General features: G+C 48.7%; 24 protein-coding genes. 10 read left to right on the top strand and 14 right to left on the bottom strand.

Going from position 1 to position 14,100, the window contains the following annotated elements; all coding sequences use genetic code 11:
* The 14 genes from IE082_RS01505 to IE082_RS01570 form a co-directional block, all read right to left on the bottom strand.
* Positions 1–831: DUF7666 domain-containing protein (locus IE082_RS01505; protein ID WP_189490644.1), on the bottom strand; the 831-nt coding region annotated here is incomplete at its 3' end.
* 46 nt (positions 832–877) lie between these two features.
* Positions 878–1,654: a hypothetical protein gene (locus IE082_RS01510; RefSeq protein WP_189490647.1), complete on the bottom strand. Its 777-nt coding sequence runs from the start codon at positions 1,652–1,654 to the stop codon at positions 878–880.
* 59 nt (positions 1,655–1,713) lie between these two features.
* Complete coding sequence (locus IE082_RS01515; protein WP_189490649.1) at positions 1,714–1,968, bottom strand: hypothetical protein; 255 nt, start codon at positions 1,966–1,968, stop codon at positions 1,714–1,716.
* A gap of 25 nt (positions 1,969–1,993) precedes the next feature.
* Complete coding sequence (locus IE082_RS01520) at positions 1,994–3,703, bottom strand: lambda-exonuclease family protein (RefSeq protein ID WP_189490651.1); 1,710 nt, start codon at positions 3,701–3,703, stop codon at positions 1,994–1,996.
* A gap of 9 nt (positions 3,704–3,712) precedes the next feature.
* A complete protein-coding gene (locus IE082_RS01525; protein WP_189490653.1) occupies positions 3,713–4,600 on the bottom strand; it encodes a RecT family recombinase in 888 nt (295 codons plus the stop codon).
* Between the two features lie 93 nt (positions 4,601–4,693).
* Positions 4,694–4,861: a hypothetical protein gene (locus IE082_RS01530; protein ID WP_189490655.1), complete on the bottom strand. Its 168-nt coding sequence runs from the start codon at positions 4,859–4,861 to the stop codon at positions 4,694–4,696.
* A gap of 42 nt (positions 4,862–4,903) precedes the next feature.
* The gene (locus tag IE082_RS01535; RefSeq protein ID WP_189490657.1) at positions 4,904–5,137 is read right to left on the bottom strand and encodes a hypothetical protein; all 234 of its coding nucleotides are present in this window, start codon (positions 5,135–5,137) and stop codon (positions 4,904–4,906) included.
* On the bottom strand, positions 5,127–5,441 hold the full coding sequence (locus tag IE082_RS01540; RefSeq protein ID WP_189490659.1) for a hypothetical protein: 315 nt from the start codon (positions 5,439–5,441) through the stop codon (positions 5,127–5,129). Before IE082_RS01540 ends, IE082_RS01535 begins: the two co-directional genes overlap by 11 nt.
* 10 nt (positions 5,442–5,451) lie before the next feature.
* Positions 5,452–5,730 (bottom strand): hypothetical protein, encoded by a 279-nt coding sequence (locus tag IE082_RS01545; RefSeq protein WP_189490660.1) that lies wholly within the window; start codon positions 5,728–5,730, stop codon positions 5,452–5,454.
* Between the two features lie 867 nt (positions 5,731–6,597).
* On the bottom strand, positions 6,598–7,122 hold the full coding sequence (locus IE082_RS01550) for a hypothetical protein (RefSeq protein ID WP_189490662.1): 525 nt from the start codon (positions 7,120–7,122) through the stop codon (positions 6,598–6,600).
* The gene (locus IE082_RS01555) at positions 7,119–7,865 is read right to left on the bottom strand and encodes a hypothetical protein (RefSeq protein ID WP_189490664.1); all 747 of its coding nucleotides are present in this window, start codon (positions 7,863–7,865) and stop codon (positions 7,119–7,121) included. The genes IE082_RS01550 and IE082_RS01555 overlap by 4 nt, the downstream gene beginning before the upstream one ends.
* A gap of 62 nt (positions 7,866–7,927) precedes the next feature.
* The gene (locus tag IE082_RS01560; RefSeq protein ID WP_189490666.1) at positions 7,928–8,386 is read right to left on the bottom strand and encodes a thermonuclease family protein; all 459 of its coding nucleotides are present in this window, start codon (positions 8,384–8,386) and stop codon (positions 7,928–7,930) included.
* Positions 8,383–8,589 (bottom strand): excalibur calcium-binding domain-containing protein, encoded by a 207-nt coding sequence (locus tag IE082_RS01565; RefSeq protein WP_189490668.1) that lies wholly within the window; start codon positions 8,587–8,589, stop codon positions 8,383–8,385. Before IE082_RS01565 ends, IE082_RS01560 begins: the two co-directional genes overlap by 4 nt.
* Positions 8,590–8,602: 13 nt before the next feature.
* Positions 8,603–9,256, bottom strand: coding sequence for a LexA family protein (locus IE082_RS01570; protein WP_189490670.1), 654 nt, complete (start codon positions 9,254–9,256; stop codon positions 8,603–8,605).
* A 93-nt stretch (positions 9,257–9,349) separates the two neighbouring features.
* Here IE082_RS01570 and IE082_RS01575 point away from each other — a divergent pair, with 93 nt between their 5' ends.
* The 10 genes from IE082_RS01575 to IE082_RS01620 all read left to right on the top strand — a co-directional run bounded on the left by IE082_RS01575 (position 9,350) and on the right by IE082_RS01620 (position 13,978).
* Positions 9,350–9,610, top strand: coding sequence for a transcriptional regulator (locus IE082_RS01575; RefSeq protein ID WP_189490672.1), 261 nt, complete (start codon positions 9,350–9,352; stop codon positions 9,608–9,610).
* 84 nt (positions 9,611–9,694) lie between these two features.
* Positions 9,695–10,093 (top strand): hypothetical protein, encoded by a 399-nt coding sequence (locus IE082_RS01580; RefSeq protein WP_189490674.1) that lies wholly within the window; start codon positions 9,695–9,697, stop codon positions 10,091–10,093.
* A 174-nt stretch (positions 10,094–10,267) separates the two neighbouring features.
* Positions 10,268–10,561: a hypothetical protein gene (locus IE082_RS01585; protein WP_189490676.1), complete on the top strand. Its 294-nt coding sequence runs from the start codon at positions 10,268–10,270 to the stop codon at positions 10,559–10,561.
* A complete protein-coding gene (locus IE082_RS01590) occupies positions 10,561–11,010 on the top strand; it encodes a hypothetical protein (protein ID WP_189490678.1) in 450 nt (149 codons plus the stop codon). The genes IE082_RS01585 and IE082_RS01590 overlap by 1 nt, the downstream gene beginning before the upstream one ends.
* Positions 11,007–11,900, top strand: a complete 894-nt coding sequence (locus tag IE082_RS01595; RefSeq protein WP_189490680.1) for a hypothetical protein — start codon at positions 11,007–11,009, stop codon at positions 11,898–11,900. The genes IE082_RS01590 and IE082_RS01595 overlap by 4 nt, the downstream gene beginning before the upstream one ends.
* Positions 11,897–12,712, top strand: a complete 816-nt coding sequence (locus IE082_RS01600) for a hypothetical protein (RefSeq protein ID WP_189490682.1) — start codon at positions 11,897–11,899, stop codon at positions 12,710–12,712. Before IE082_RS01595 ends, IE082_RS01600 begins: the two co-directional genes overlap by 4 nt.
* Positions 12,705–13,139, top strand: coding sequence for a RusA family crossover junction endodeoxyribonuclease (locus IE082_RS01605; protein WP_189490683.1), 435 nt, complete (start codon positions 12,705–12,707; stop codon positions 13,137–13,139). The genes IE082_RS01600 and IE082_RS01605 overlap by 8 nt, the downstream gene beginning before the upstream one ends.
* Complete coding sequence (locus IE082_RS01610) at positions 13,132–13,380, top strand: hypothetical protein (protein WP_189490685.1); 249 nt, start codon at positions 13,132–13,134, stop codon at positions 13,378–13,380. The genes IE082_RS01605 and IE082_RS01610 overlap by 8 nt, the downstream gene beginning before the upstream one ends.
* Entirely contained in the window at positions 13,367–13,570 is a 204-nt protein-coding gene (locus IE082_RS01615; protein WP_189490687.1) for a hypothetical protein, read from the top strand. The genes IE082_RS01610 and IE082_RS01615 overlap by 14 nt, the downstream gene beginning before the upstream one ends.
* The gene (locus IE082_RS01620; protein WP_189490689.1) at positions 13,571–13,978 is read left to right on the top strand and encodes a hypothetical protein; all 408 of its coding nucleotides are present in this window, start codon (positions 13,571–13,573) and stop codon (positions 13,976–13,978) included.
* Positions 13,979–14,100 lie beyond the last annotated feature (122 nt).

A 14,100-nucleotide genomic window follows, 5' to 3' on the forward strand; every position in this document is an offset into this window, starting at 1 on the left:
CGTGTTCGATGCTGCCGAGTAGTCGCCCGTGTTCGATGCTGCCGAGCGGCTGCCCGTGTTCGATGCTGCCGAGTAGTCGCCCGTGTTCGATGCTGCCGAGCGGCTGCCCGTGTTCGATGCTGCCGAGCGGCTGCCCGTGTTCGATGCTGCCGATTGGTAGCCCGTGTTCGATGCTGCCGATTGGTAGCCCGTGTTCGATGCTGCCGAGCGGCTGCCCGTGTTCGATGCTGCCGAGTAGTCGCCCGTGTTCGATGCTGCCGAGTAGTCGCCCGTGTTCGATGCTGCCGAGTAGTCGCCCGTGTTCGATGCTGCCGAGTAGTCGCCCGTGTTCGATGCTGCCGAGCGGCTGCCCGTGTTCGATGCTGCCGAGTAGTCGCCCGTGTTCGATGCTGCCGAGTAGTCGCCCGTGTTCGATGCTGCCGAGCGGCTGCCCGTGTTCGATGCTTGGCTGCGCTCTTCGTCGTTATTGGCTTTCTTTGACTTGCTCGGTTTGGTGCGACTTACCGTGTACTCAATCGCAGCTTTTACCAGCCCCGCAATGCCGAGCTCTGCTTTTACGGTTAATTTTGACGACGCAATTTTTGAATCGCCGCCTTTGCGGTCAATGTCTCCGCTTGCTTCAACGATGGCAAAAACAGATTGTGATGGTGCGTAGTAACCGAACACGTCGAGCGGGTACTCGCAGGCATGAAAGCCTGATTCACAGGCTTCTGTTTTACCCTCATGCTCGTGTAACTCTCCAACGGTGTATTGATAGCCACGACATTTCCAGGCTTTATCAAACCCTTTGTAGGCCACAACTGGCGAGTCATATTTTTTATCGGTCGTCATTTCTTTTCCTTAATTGGCAATAAAAAACGGGCTTTCGCCCGTTCTGTTAGTCGTTGGTGCTGCCCTCGTGGTCATCGTCCGCTGGGTCTGCTGGCTTGCGATGAGGGTAAACATTGAAAAATGCTTCTTCAGGCGTTTTGTCGATGGAGTGGTCAAACCACATATCGTCTTGCGATAAATCAAGCTCAACGCCATGCTCTGATGCAATCTTGCACAATTTTCGGTACCAATCACTATCAGCAAATGAAACGTTATCGACAATCTCACCATCATCTGTTGTGGCTTTATCATTGGCAAAGCTCGGCGAGAATGGCAATGCGACAATTTCGACATCGACAATGCCGCCATCCGTAATGTCAACCTCGCCAACATGCGCGAAGGTGTCGTCACCACCGTATAAGTCCTGTTGATCGGGGTCTGGTCTGACCTCATCCATGCCGCCTGTGAAGTCAGAGCCATTAGCCACAACCACTAAAACAGCGTTGCTTTCTGATTCATACAAGTGGTGCAAGTTGGCCGTGTTTTTGCCAAACTTAACCACGGCTTTCACCCCGTCTTTAATCACTATTTGCTCAACGTCACCAGCGACGACGATGCGGCCATCGCTGGCGATGAGTTGCACCGCACGCTTGACGTTGAAATCTACGCGTTTTGCAAGGCGGTCGATAATGTCGCGCTGCTTCGCTTCACTCAACTTAGGCCAAGTGTCGGGCATGGTGCGCACTTCATCGACGAGTGCTGACAATAAATCTTTGCCGATGGTTTGCGCGGTCATGTTTAAAACGGCAAATTCTTCATTTGTAAATTCAACTGCTTTGTTCATGGCTTAGTTCCTTTAATTAAAAATGGGCGTAAAAAAATCGGCTGGTGCCGAGTGTTTGATTAACCAAATGCAAAAAATGCAGCGAAAGGCGTACCTTTGGGCAGAATCTTTTTAAGGTACTGGTAATAAGCGCGGGGATGGCCTTTAGGGTATCGAGCTTCCAGCGGGACATTCACAGGCTCAGACACAGGATTTCCGTATGCATCAGTCTTTCTTGATGGTCGCAGTGTTACCCCGTACTTGACTTCAAGCGGTGGACGTTCGCCCTTATAGTGAGCCAGTCGGCGGAGGGCTTTTGCTTTTCGTGCGTTCATGTTGTTTCCTTTTGTAGTTGAGAAGTTATGCAGCGTCTAAAGTTAAAGTAACGGCACTTATATGGTGAATAATCGCGTTGCAAATACTTTCAAAATCTGCTTCATGGTACTTTTTAAATTTGCCTACTTGTTCGGGTTCAAATCCAAGTTGTGCCAAAAATTCAGCGTTGACAACAAAGCCCAAGCGTTCATTAATCAAACCGATGGTCAATGTCGCTTCGCCCATGTATTCGCTATTTGATGCTGCGTGCGCGGGGCTTAAAGGTGCGATAGTTTGCGCTGGTTGTTGCACTTGTTCGGCTTGTGTTGCTCGCGCTTGCTGCTCGCTTAATTTGGCCTGCGCCTCGGCCTGTGCACGTTCAGCTTCGATGACTGCCTTTGCCTCACGCTCTGCTTTGGCTTGTTCTTCAGAGCGGATGCGTTCACGTTCAGCGTCAAGGCGTTTTTTCTCGGCCTGTTGATGTTCGGACACACGCATTTTCACGACGTTTGCAAAGTCATCGGCTGGCTTGGTGATGATGCTTTGCAGGTCATTGAATAAAAACTTGTGCTCTGCACCAACCTCATCAAGTGTTTTCAGGTTGGCTCGAATTTCACGAGCCGCGCCGTCGGCTTTAATTTTTGCGTTGGCCAGTTCAGTTTCAAGCGCATTATCAATGCTCTCAATGGTCTTTTTGCCCTTGATGACACCCGCAAAATCAGCGGTGATTGTTGGCAATGACACGACGGACAAATCGGCATTGAGTGCCTTGATGTGGTTGTTCAGCTCGTTTTGGCGCATGGTGACCAATTCCGTGCGGATTGATTCCTTACGCGCTTTCACGATTTTTTCAAGCTGCAATCGAGTTTGTCGTGCCGTTTCGCTGATGTAGTCAATTGCTGTGAACAACTCATCAATGCTTGCTGTTTGGCTTAAAGCATGTTCTTTGGTCGATTTAAGCCTGTCTTCAACGTCGCCGCACCATTTAATCGCTTTCTCTGCATCGGCAAAATCTTGGTCGGTTTCCAAGTCTTTATTTACCGAGCCAATCACAGCCAACGCATGTGTTTTGAACGATTCAATGTTTGACGCTGTGACCGTGCCTGTGACTTGCACATTTAAGGCTGGTAAGGTTTCCATGGTCGCGCCGACTGGCTGCAAATCTACAGCTTCATGTGCATAATCTGCCACGTCTTTTTCAAACTGCGCCCATCCGTCAATAATGCGCTGACGCAGTTCAAAATCAGGCTTGTACCAAAAATCGCGCTTGTCTATTAGCTCGTCGTCATCAGTCCATTTTGATGCGACAAACAAGCATTTTTCAGCACCACTTACCATCAATTGCTGCTCCATCTGTATGCGGTAGATGATGTCGATGTCGTCGGCTGTTTTGTAGGCCTCGATTTTTGCATTGAGTGTTTTGTGCTCAAAATCCACGTCATTGAGCATTGTCAGCCCATCAAATGAGGCACTAAACTTGCCGTCAACGCCGACGCATGGGAACAAATCTTCACCGATTAATGGCTCGGCAATGGCAACACGCGCAAGCTCTTCAAAGCGGTGTCCCTTGTCGTAGATGCGCTGGGTTTGCGCGTCTACTTCTTCGGTCAGGCCAGTGGCATACTCTTTGATGAGTTGCGCACGGGTTTTGTATGGTGAGACCCCCATCATTGCGGGGGCATCGCTGGCGTTAAAATGGCTGCGGCGATGCGCGTGCCATTCGGGTGAGCCTTGTATGAGGTTAATGGTTTGCATGGTTTATCCTTAATTAAATGGGTTGTCTTCGTCGTAATCATCGGCGGCTTGTGGTGATGCTGCTTCATTTTGCTGCTGTGGCTCATCGACAGGCTCTGCGTCAATCACGATGTTGGTCACAGATAAAATCTGTTTGCGCTGTTCATCCGTGAGTTTTCCTTTGGTCTCAACAGTCGCAATGACTTCTTCTGGGGTTTTTTTGCCGTTTTGAATGGCCGATTTCCATTTTTCAAAGTTGTTTTTGAACTGGTCGGCAGGGTAGTAGACTGGTTCAGACTGTTTAAAACCGCCGTCAGGTGTCAACTCTTTCATCTGCGGTAGTTCGTCGAATTCATCCGCTGAGTACACACCAAGAATAACGTCGGGAGCAAATAAGCGCGCCCATTTCTTTTGTGCCAAGTAAGCCAATTGCTGTTTTGGGTCACTTTTCCACAACGGCGAGTTGCGTACTGTCGCTTGTGACATCGATACCAAAAGTGAGCGTGGCTCTGATTCACCTTTGATGGTTGCCGATACTATGACCGTAAGGCTTTTTTCAAGGTTTCTGTCTGTTGTGTTAGCGTCCCACTTGTCCCAATTTCCCTGCCAATCAAAGCTGAAACGGTCCGACACAACGCCGCTTGAATTGATAACGGCTGCGACAAGTTGCGCTTCGTAGCCCAAGTTGCCATTGACAATATGGGTCTTCTGAGCCACTGCAAATGGGTTCATTTTCCACTGTGACGCCTGCATCACGATTGCCATGCAGTCACCAGTGTTTCCTTGCAAGTGCTTTGGCACTGTCATTTTTGACGATGCCATGACCTCAGCAAGTCTGTGCATCCTGTCAAAAAGTCCGTTGTCAGACATTACCGAACCAATGCCAAACTCGTTTTTGGTTGCTAATTCGTTGCTCATGGTTTTTCCTTTGGTTGTGAAAATCGTTTAATTGGCGGCTTCGGCTTGCGTTGCCAGTTTTGGTCGTCGTAATTGTTCATAATTTGTAAAGTTTTATGATTCTTTCTGCCTCTTCTTCTCCATGCTCTTCGGACAAGTTGCTAATGTCGATTTCTTGAGGTTCTTCACATTCCCCATCAATAAATGCTGCGCAATTGATGCCACATCCGCCCCAGCTTCCAATATCGAAGCACCGACCTCTTGATTTTGGTAGGTGGTCATCTAAATCATTCATTGACCGCGCAAAAACTTCAAGATGACGACTCATGCCACCATCCGATAGTCATCGTGCTTGTGTAGATTGGCGCGGTGATCGTCGCACCATGAAACAACAATCGCCTCGAATTGAGGCGATAGCGGGTATTCTGATATTGGTAGTCCGTCAACCGCTCTGACAACCGACTTTCCACAATCTGATATTTCGTAGGCTACTTTTCGCGGCTCGCCGTTTGACTGCGTGGCGAAAAACTCGCGGAAGCCTTGGCTGTTAAACAACATATCGTTCTCCATTCGTAAATCCAAGATGGTTATCAAAAAGCGTGCGCTTACCATTTTTTTTGAGCTCTTCGGGTTTGTTCGGGAACCAGTACGCATCATCGTGTTCTGCTGACAAAATGTGAACCGTTCTGCCATAGCCGTGCTGGTCACTGAATCCAATAACGACGCAATCATCAAATTTCACGCCGTTTTCATTCGTGAACGTCACGCCATCACCGACTTTTAAATCGCAGTGGCTTGGCGGCACTTGAGTTAATTCTTGCTTGATGAAGTCGCGTACTTTGTCGTTCAATCTTCGTAACATTTTTAATCCTTTATAAATATTTCTGCGCAACTAATGACGTTGCATCAGTGATGGCCTTTGCGAACATCGCCCGTGCAAGCCTTGCGATTTCTGCATCGTCTTTACCGTGAACAATTGAACCGATGAGCTCATGGGCGGCTTGCATGTCCCAGTCCTGAGCCATTGCGTCATCCACAATCGCTGATTTGTCAAACTCGGTGGCATGGGCGAGCGCATTTTTTTGGGTAACTTCGTGATAACAGGCGTGTTCATAAACGTCCGTTTCAAGCCATGTTTGGTGCGCGTCCATGCGGTGCTCCTGAAATAAAAAAGCCCGACGAATCGGGCGAAGCCACCGACCAAGGGAGGGAGAGGGCGGTGGAACATGAAAATCAATTTGATTCACTCAAAAACCTTTTTTGCTTCATGTTGAGATAATTGTCGCAAAAAGGACCCGCATGGCGAACGCGAGCCGATTGGTACCCATGTACACTTTTTAATTAAATTTGGTGCATGCACAGTCAAAGAGCCGCACTTGTCGCAAAAGTAACTGACGATCATTTATATATTCCTTTGCTTAAAAACAACGTTTAAACGCTCTCGCTTCTCTATGCTCGTTCTGTCCGTGATGCACACATCAATCACCCCATAGAATTCGCTCGCTGAAAACGCTTAAAGGTTGCCTTTTCTTTTATCCGTCTCGCTTTCGCTCACGGCGGGGTGCTGTATCACTGGTTGAATACGCCCCGAAGCAGGTTTGGTCATCCGAGGATGTCAACACTTGATGCTGTGTTGCGGCTGCTTGGCTGGCTGCGGTGTTTTGCTGCCATGAATAGAAGTTTAGCGAATACTAAATAAAGTGTCAAGCAAAAGTTTATTAAAAACTAAACTATTTTTTTGTTGGCCGAAAAAATACCCGCGCTTGGCGGGGGATTGAGTTGTTGCAATTTTTGCAACAGGTGGTGGTGTGGGTGTGGCCAACGATAGGCCCGTGTGTTTTTGCACTAAAACACGCGAAGCCACGTATTTACTGGCTTTGGCTTAAGTTTGATTGATTTTGTTATTTTGCGATAAAACAGCTAAACCCGCATAAAAACTGGTGGCGCAGATACCATTTTCCCGACATCAAGGAAATGGTGAGTGGTAGGGGCGAAAAAAAACCACCGCGAGGGTGGTTTTAATTTAGCTTTTTCGACGCAGGCAATAATGGCATTTGTTTATCTTTCTCGCTAATTGGCAGCAGAGAGACTTCAATGCTCTCGATGCCAACTCGTGCGGCGCAAGCAACAACACCTTTGTCGCTGGAGATGATAGCTGTTGCGCCATATGTTTTAGCGATGGCAACAATTTGTCTATCTATTTTAATTTTTTGCCAAGCGTGGGATTGACCATCGCGCTTATCGCCGCGCTGTATAGCTGCCGCATCAATTAGTGCACATTCATAGGCCGATGGTAAATCAAATGGAGCGAGGATGATGTTGTTTTGGCGCGATAGTCCAGATATAAATCGAGTGCTGGCTTGGTCTGCGCCCACCAAGTATTCGGAGATAACAGGCATCGGGATGAGTAACTTTATTTTATGTGCGTCAGCCCACGATAGGAAAAGTTCGATTCTTTCGTGACTGGTTTTGTCTTTTTTGTTGCCACTTGTCCACAGAACCAAAAAGTTACAGTCAATGGCGATGATTTTGTTGTTTTTCAATGCTCAACCCCACGGATGTCTTCCCAAAATTTGATTGGGTTCTCTAATTCAGCCCAACCATTGCCATCAATCTGATTGAGTCTTTTGAATACGTCGCTGATTGGCGTTTCGTCTAAAACTTCAAAGCTATCAACGGTACATTTACTGGCTTCAGGATGCCAGCCGTTATCGGCACGAACCCAAGTGCCGTGTACATACACACGAACGTGCCCATTTCGGAATTGGGTAAGCAATGTTCGGGCGATGTTCTCGTCTCTGACAAGCAACTTTAAATCTCTGTCAAGATAATCACGAATATGCAAGTGCATGGTGTCATCTGCGCCAACAATTCCAGTCACCACACCATCAATGCTGCCTGATTGATACACTTTAATTGCAGGCGGTTCAAGGTCAACTGTTGTGCTCAGTGCCAGTACCACATTGCCTTCTGTATCCAATAAGTTTGCGGTTTTTATACCGTCCTTTCCGAGCATATCCATGAGCACTGTTTTGGCTTTCCATCCGCGGGAAGCCTCATCAGATATGGATTCTTTAATTCTGTGAGCGACATAAGGCATGCGCTCTTCAGGAATTTTTGTGCGAAGAATCGTTGAGCCTTTAGCAATGCCTTTGAAGGTAGGGTGGTTTTCATCCCCAAGCAATTTGGCTAATTGTTGGATGTATTCACCCATCCGCTCCATTGGTATTTGGTCGGGATTTCGGCGCATGATGCGCAATTGATATGTCCAGTTTATTTTTGCCATGATGGTTTATTGTAACCCAATCAATCAGCCTTATGTTCAAAACCGAACCTGATGTATCGGCTTTATTTACTCTTCCGCCACTCCGACGGCGGCACAGGTTTATTCTGCCAATCTCCCCACAGCCCAAAGGTTGCAGCCTTGGCCTGCTCTTGCATCGGGTAAAGATACTCATAGCCGCTACTGTACTTGTCATAAACCCAAGCCATTCCCTTGCTAACCATATGCTGGCCAGCGTCGATGCCATCGCAAGAAACATCAGCAACAGTGCGCCCGTACCTGTCTGTGTCCACGTATCGAATCGTTGCATTTTTGCCATAACACACGTCGGACAGTGCCTGCTTTGCGTACTGGCCGTATGGCTGCGCACGCTCAGGCGCGTCAATTGCACTTATCCGCACTTTGGTTTGCTGATTTGCTTCGTCAATTAGCGTCAGCGTATCGCCGTCTGTGATGCCAATCACGCGGTAATCGGCCAAAGCTGATGTGGAGGCTAAAATTAGAGAGGCGATGGCGAGCTTCATTTTTTCGGGCAGTTTTTACCATTTCCGCCCGGCAGACAGTCACACGCACGTCCGTCTCCATCTCTATCAAGACTCCGAGCGTTGTGTTGCTCAAAATATCTCTGCGCTTGGGCTTGCGTGGCAAAGTCTTTGCACCTCGGTGCGGCTTGCGCTACGGATAGGTAGGCGAATAGGGTGATGGTGATGATGGTTGTTTTTTTCATGGTCTGCTCTTCGTTATAACTTGCCGCCGACAGGCTGAAATTCAACGACTACGCCGATGCAGCGCATACTTGGGTCGTCTATCATAATCATGGGGTAGGCTGGGTTGAGCGGTTTAAGGTAGTAGTTCACATCATCGGTGATTAACTTTTTAAAAGTGGCTCGCTGTGTGCCCACATCTTTTGCGATGACATAATCGCCCACCTGTGGGTTTCGGTTGGGGTCAACCACAATCCTAGTACCCTCAGGGAAATTTGGTGTCCCCGTCCAAGTCATCGAGTCACCTTGCACCGTTAGGGCAAATGACTGTTCGGATGGTTTGCTGTAACAAACATCAACCCACTCATCATAATCACCTGTTTGGCAGTCAACATCAATTTCCGCCAACATACCAGCTTGCACCCATGATATGAGCGGGACGCGCATACGTGGCGGCTCAGCGGGAATCACATTGGCGTCCCAATTGGATGATTCTTGAGTTGGATTAGCCAAATGGCCGTTTGGCATCCCAAATTTCTCCTCAAGTCTTCTGGCGGCTTTTTCACCAAAAGAGGACTTGCCGCTAATGAGTTGAGAAACGAAACTTTTTTCATCAGCAGGTACGGCTTTTTCAGAGAACCATTCTTTCAGTCTTTGGCGCCGAAGCGCAACAATTTTATCTTTTTCCATGGCGATACTTTAATTTAGCAAATACTAAAACGCAAACGCTTGACTTTTAGTTTAGTAAACATTAAACTTATCTAAACTTTCGTGGAGCGAATAATGAACCTCAAGCAATATATTCAAAACTTACCCAAGGGCGGTGCTGGTGCTTTGGCTAATGAGATTGGAATTTCGCCATCCTATTTATCACAAATGGCATCAGGCGTGACAAACATTTCCCCTGAAAACGCCGTAAAAATCGAGACCGCAACCAAGGGGAAAGTTTCTCGTTGCGAACTTTTGCCAGATAAGTGGGAAGCGATTTGGCCTGAGTTGTCACAACAACACCTATTCGCGCAACGCGCCCAGCAGGTGGTGTGAGATGACGCGCAAAAAATTTTACTTTTTTCAATCACTCAACACCACTCAACCGTGTTGTGACGTGTTGAGCAGTGGGTTGGTTCGATGAGCCAAAAGACACTAATCACCATCGACATCGACCATCGCGAGGTTTCGCGTCAAAAGTCACTTGGTGCCGCGATCAACCTGTGCGCCACGGCTGCGGGGTTTGAGGCAAAAGAAGTTTGCCATGCCGTAGGCGGCATTGACAAGGCTCAGTACAGCCGATGGATCAGCAATCAAGAGGGCATCAAGTGGGAAAAACTTGTGTCACTCATGGATGCGTGCGGTAACGATGCGCCGCTTCTGTGGATGCTTCACCAGTGTGGCTACGACTTGGCCAGCCTGCGTAAAACTGAATCTGAAACTGAACGTGCATTGCGAACTGAACGCGAAGCACGCATGAAAGTCGAACAAGAAAACGCAATTTTGCGCGGTGTTTTGATGGGAAAGGCTGCGGCATGAACATCATACACACAACTCCTTTGAACGGCTGGGACCTCCACACCCAGCGGTGCGGAACGCAACCACATATCTCTCGCAGCCGTTCTCCCGTTGTCTCCTCCACACCGCATGGTGCGGACTTGCCCCGCGCTTCGGCGTGTGGGCTTTTTTGAAAGGTTTGATATGAAAACCAACATGAACAAAACGTCACTTAATGCTTACGACTCTTTGAAAGATAAAGGCTTAAACCCGCGTGAGTCGCAAATTATGGCCGTTTTTGTCGATGATTCTGTGGTCATGACGCGCCGCCAACTCGTGACGGCTGCGGGTATGGAGCTTAGCGGGGTGTGTGGCCGTGTGAATGCACTGCTGGCTAAAAATGCTTTGGCTGTGCGTGGGCACATAAAAGACCAAAAAACAGGCAACACGGTAGAAGTCCTTGGCTTGCCAGTGCCTGATCAGGGCGCATTGTTTGGAAAGGTAGCGTGATGAGCAACCAAACCAAACAGAAGCGGAAAAACAAAAAATACCAAGGCCGAAAAAACGTGCGTTGTTCATTTGGGCGCACCTACGCTGTTTTCAACCCAATCATAGACTGGTTTGCCCGTCAGATTGATTCCGGCGAAACACTGTGCGTGGCAGGTGTGCCGTCTGTTGTGACAGCAAATAACACGTACTCGCCGACTTGGGAAGCCATCGAAGCCCTGACCGACTTTGGCGATACAGCGCGTGACTTGGGTGTTTTTGATGTACCAGTCGGTGACTTGGACGCATTCAAAAAGGCTTTGAAGCATGACATGCCAGTACCTCAATCAACCTTTGAATCAGCGTTTAAACAGCTTTTAAACCTGCGCGATGCAGTCATGCGGATGCCTGCGGCTGTGCAGGTGCGTGTGGCAGAGGTAACGCAACTCAGACTACTTAACGGGGTGGTGTGATGCGAGATTATTCAAAAATTTCACCCCAGTTTTGGGTTGGCCAGACAGGCAAAAAAATACGCAAGCTGGGGGTGGATGCTCAATTGCTCGCGCTGTACTTGATGACCTCGCCCCACGCAAACATGCTCGGTTTGTATCACCTGCCTGTTGCATACATCTCTGCTGACACAGGAATACCCTTTCAAGGGGCTTTGGAGGGGCTTCAATTACTCGAAAATATCGGTTTTTGCGCGTACGACGACGAAGCCGAGACGGTTTGGGTCTACGAAATGGCAACTTATCAGGTGGGCGAGAGTTTAAGCCCCAACGACAACCAATGTAAGGGCGTCCAAAACGAGTACAACAAAGTGGCTGAAAACCGCTTCCTGTCTGCATTTTATGACAAATACAAGGATTCATTCCACCTTAAAAATCAACGGGGAATCACAAGCCCCTGTGAAGCCCCTTACAACCCCCTTGGAAGCCAAGAGCAGGAACAGGAGCAAGAACAGGAACAAGAACAAGAGCAGGAAAGCAGCACAGCACATACCTTACCAAATTCAAACAGCGTGGCCGAAATTTGCCAAAAGCTGCGCGGCTTGGGTGTGACCGAATCTGAGCAAAGGCAGAGACTACCCGAAATCACGGCGTTGGTGAAGCGTGGGGCAACTTTCGAAGACTTCGCAGCATTCCTCGCAAAAGCACAAGAGGCATCGGCTAAAGCACCGTTTCCTTGGTCAATCAAGGTTATGACGCAAGACTTTGGACAGCCCCAAAAAGCCCGTGCCAGCCCAAATCAAAGTCGCATGGAAAACCTATCACAGGTCAAAGACAACTCACTGGCAGAGCGCGTCGCAGCGAAACTGGCCGAGCAAAAAAACGAAACAAAAACGATTGAGGCGAAATTATGAAAAACTGGATGGACGCAACCCACACGACGCATGAACAGGCATTGCTGCGCGTTGCCCAAGCAACTGACCGCGTGTTTCGCTTGCTCGACAAATTCCACGGCGCAGGGCGATTCAACGCCAGTCTTGCGGTCCAGAGCAACGCAGATGCGCAAACGCAATCGGAACAACGCGACCGAGCCAAGGAGGTGTGGGGTGGAGAAATCGCCAAACTCGTGCCAGCCATGCTCAACGCTGGCATTGCCAAGACCAAAGGCACGGACTTTCCCCCAAGCCTTGGGCAATTTATCGAGGCGTGCAAACCAACGGCAGAAGCAGCGTTTTACGAGGCGCAGGGCGGTATGTCTGCACGCAGCCGTGGTTTGTTTGGTGACTGGACATGTCCTGCGGTCTATTGGGCTGCAATCGCGTTCGGTTCGTCAGATTTAAAAACCGCTCAGTGGAATTTTCACGGCAAACGCTGGGCAAAAATCTTTGCCGATTTGATGCAAAAGCAAGAGGCAGGATTGCTCGAACCAATACCCCAGCCAGTCCCTGAAAACGCGAGAATCGGCCACGAGCGAATCCGCGCATCTGACGCGGCCAAGGTTGAAGCGGCTGCAAAAGAGGTGTCATCACTTGCAAAGCGAACAGGTGTTCACTGGGCGTGGGTGTGTAAGTCAATCACTGCCGCAAAGTTGCTCGTCGATGGCTTGAATGGCGCACACGCAGACACACTGGCCGAAGCGGGCAAGCACCACCTGAGCACAGGCAAAGTGGCTCGTAATGGCGATGCTTGGAAAATCGGCGCGTACTGGGGGGCTGGCCATGCTTAAACCAATCACAGCGTTTCAGGTAATCGGCGCACCTGTCGGAAAGGGTCGCCCTAAATTCGCACGGCGCGGAAACTTCGTGCAGGCATACACGCCAACCAAAACCAAAGACTACGAGGCATTGGTGCAAGAGGCGGCAACAAAAGCCATGCGGGGTAAGTCGCCGTGCGCGGGTGCGGTGCAAATCAACTTTGGAATTTTCATTGAGCCGCCGAAGTCTTGGAGCAAAAAGAAACGAGCAGATGCGTTGGATGGAAAAATTTATCCGACTGTTAAGCCAGATTGGGACAATATCGTTAAAGGCATACAGGATGCTTGCAATGAGGTTGTTTTTGTCGACGACAAGCAAATTATCAACTCTGCAATGACCAAGCGTTACGATGAAAATGCGCGAGTTGAGGTTAGGGTTTATGAGGTGACCAATGATTAATCTTGAATTTAAGCCTAAAACAGAAGTACCAACCGATGAGTATGCTGATTATTTGTTGTACAGCACTTGCACTGGCTATGCATTAGCCGAAGCCATGTTTTATGAAGGAGATGGTTTTCAATATTTTCACAAGCCGTTTGACCTGACTTTTGAAGAAATCACTGACTACCATTTTTGGGCTGTTTTGCCAAAAGGGTACGAGACATTTGCAAAAAAGGAGGTGACCAATGACGGCGCATGAATCATGGATGTACCGAGACCCTGAAAAGGTCGCAATGCAGATGGAGGCACAGCGTATCAGGTTGAAATCGGATGCTGCATATTGCCGATACCGAATTGAACCGATTTTCGAGGGTGACACTGAGCGCTGCAACCAGCGCAAAAAAGGCTTTGATCGATGTAATTTTTGTGAATTGAAAAAAGGTGGCTAAATGTACGAATTTGACGAAATACGAGAAACGTTTAGACGCGGCTACAAGGCGGAGCCTGGTCATTATCCAGCGACGTATAGATGCCCCTTGGGTAAGTCACCAAGCTCAGATGATGATTTAGAACCATACAGCCATGCGCTCTATGTTGCGATTTGCAAGACGCTGGACACGATGCCTCTGATTTTTCGTCGATATTTCGTGATCACAACAGTTGAGCGTGTTGCTTTAAGATGGAATCCAAAAAAACAGCAGGACGAGCACATCTTGATTACCGACAAGCAAGTCTATCAACGCATCGCCCACAGCATCACTGGCGCACACTGGCGCGATGTTGAACACATGATGAAAAATGGCGGCGAGAAAAAAATGCAAGCGGCCCTTGTCTTTGGAGTAAAACAATATGCCTAAAACGGGACTAAGTGACGCGATTAAGTCGGTGCTTTTAATAAGCGATAAGCCAGTCACCGTTTACGAGGTGTTTGAGTTGATGCCAAGTCTTAAAGTGCCTGTATATCCAGCACAGGTGCGCA

The sequence above is a fragment of the Formosimonas limnophila genome, from assembly GCF_014652675.1.
GTDB classification, from domain to species: Bacteria; Pseudomonadota; Gammaproteobacteria; order Burkholderiales; family Burkholderiaceae; genus Hydromonas; species Hydromonas limnophila.